The sequence below is a fragment of the Undibacterium sp. GrIS 1.2 genome, assembly GCF_040544435.1.
GTDB lineage: Bacteria > Pseudomonadota > Gammaproteobacteria > Burkholderiales > Burkholderiaceae_D > Undibacterium.
Genome location: NZ_JBEONP010000142.1, coordinates 1 through 1,813, shown reverse-complemented (window position 1 = coordinate 1,813; position 1,813 = coordinate 1). Strand labels below are relative to the sequence as shown.

Here is a 1,813-nt window from a genome sequence, read left to right as displayed (position 1 = left end):
TTGATTCTTGACATACTTTGCTCTCCAAAATGATCCAGTCTGGACAGTGCATGAAATTATTTGCTGTTCATAGATGGTAGCGTTGGACGCTTACGATATTTCCAAACACCTTTGACCTTAATATAGGTTTCATCCATACGCCAGCTTGTGCCAACTTGTCGCTTATGTTGGCGAAATACTTTCTCCAACATGGGCAGGAACCGGATCGACCACCGGTTGATGGATGAATGATCGACAAAGACACCTCGCTCTTCCATCATTTCCTCAATATGCCGATAGCTCAACGGGTACGCTGCATACCAACGGATACAAACTAAAATCACTTCTAATGGAAAGCGCAGTCGCTTCGTCGTTAGCATCTTTACCCCCGCATTTTGAAAACGCAAAACTCTACACTAATGCTATGGTCGCTTACGTTAATGCGACAAAACCCTATTACAACGTCCGGCAATATCGCGATCGACGAAAATTGGGTAAAACGATTCTCGAAGGCTACGAAAATTGGCTTTTCCATGCGACATTTGTTAGTTTTGCACTCAATCAGCCGCATGTTTATTAAGATAAAGGCTTGCAATTATTAAGTACTTGCGCGTAAAGTGACAGTTTGGATGATTGCGAAAGACGGAGGAAGCTATGCATGCTGAAACGATAGACCATACGACCTTAACTAAACTGGCGGAAGCCGGTGCCGTACATAGTGCGCATGTGGTCGGACAAGAAGGTGGTTGGGGCATCCTCATCAAATATGGCAGGACCGAGCGTGCCTTGGCCGCTCAGCGCAGCCATCAGATCCGTATATTCCGCAAACTTGAAACCCTGGTCAATTATCTGAAAGATGTTGGCATCGCCCATTTTGACGTAGATGCTGCCAAGTATGAAACTTGCAGCCTGCCGTCCAGAACAAGGCCGGATCAGTCTGCAAAATTGAAGAATGCGCACAAGGCGGCTGAATATGACGAATTTTTCCGCCAGCGAGTGCAAAGTGCGATGGATGACACCCGCCCCCAGTTATCGACCGCAGATGCAAGACAGCGCATAGACGCCGCCCGCGCTATGCTGACTAGGGGCGAGGCGAAATCTTGAGGGTTGTTTGGAACCAGCAGGCGATTGACGATCGGATCGAGATCATGGCGCGGCGATCGGATTACGTCAGTATCGAGTCGGCCTTCCAGCATGACGACCAGATTGAGGCCAAAGGGGAAGCGCTGACTGGCATTGTGACATATAAGCGAGGGCGAATTAAGGGAACACGCGAGTATGTATTTTCGGATCAATACATCATGGTCTACGGAATCAATGCAGATGTAATTGAGATATTGAGCGTTGTTCCCACTGCGATAAATTGGACAAACAGTTCAAAGAAGATTAAGACGCTGCTATAAACTCTCGCCGCCAATTTGAATGTCAAATCGCCAAGGCAGCTCAACAGGAAATGACGACTGACTTGAGCAGTTATCTTGACGGGATAAAGCAATCGGTGTTAAACAGCGCAGAGAATTTTCCACTTCAATTGAAATTCAGCGTCCAGGAAATTATCGCCGATCCAATGGCCGTAAGGGCTTCTGTGAAGCTTTTTGTAAACGCCCCGCGCTGACAACTAGAAAATTTACGACGCTGTTTGACACTTCAAGACATCAAGACGTCATAAGAAAACTATAATGATAAGCGGCTTAAAAGTAACGAATTTACACCTACAGTCTAAACTTTAATTTAGATTCAATTGAGGTTCTTGCAAAACGAAACACCGGAGAGTAATTTTATTGCGAGAAGCGCAAAATAGATGAGAAAGGAGCGGCCATTTCTGGCAAGATGA

At 46.1% G+C, this 1,813-nt stretch carries 2 protein-coding genes and 1 pseudogene; 2 read left to right on the top strand and 1 reads right to left on the bottom strand.

What is annotated here, in order from left to right:
* Positions 1-86: 86 nt before the first annotated feature.
* Positions 87-359: pseudogene (locus AAKU61_RS22545) on the bottom strand (transposase family protein); the annotation flags it as partial.
* Between the two features lie 274 nt (positions 360-633).
* Between AAKU61_RS22545 and AAKU61_RS22540 the strand changes: the two are divergent.
* Together AAKU61_RS22540 and AAKU61_RS22535 are read left to right on the top strand one after the other, a co-directional pair.
* The gene (locus AAKU61_RS22540; RefSeq protein ID WP_323492904.1) at positions 634-1,083 is read left to right on the top strand and encodes a hypothetical protein; all 450 of its coding nucleotides are present in this window, start codon (positions 634-636) and stop codon (positions 1,081-1,083) included.
* Complete coding sequence (locus tag AAKU61_RS22535; protein ID WP_323492905.1) at positions 1,080-1,382, top strand: type II toxin-antitoxin system RelE/ParE family toxin; 303 nt, start codon at positions 1,080-1,082, stop codon at positions 1,380-1,382. Before AAKU61_RS22540 ends, AAKU61_RS22535 begins: the two co-directional genes overlap by 4 nt.
* Positions 1,383-1,813: the final 431 nt, after the last annotated feature.

Excerpts from the sequence above, each read along its gene's own strand:
- AAKU61_RS22540 (WP_323492904.1), top strand. The coding sequence starts at position 634 with ATGCATGCTGAAACGATAGACCATACGACCTTAACTAAACTGGCGGAA.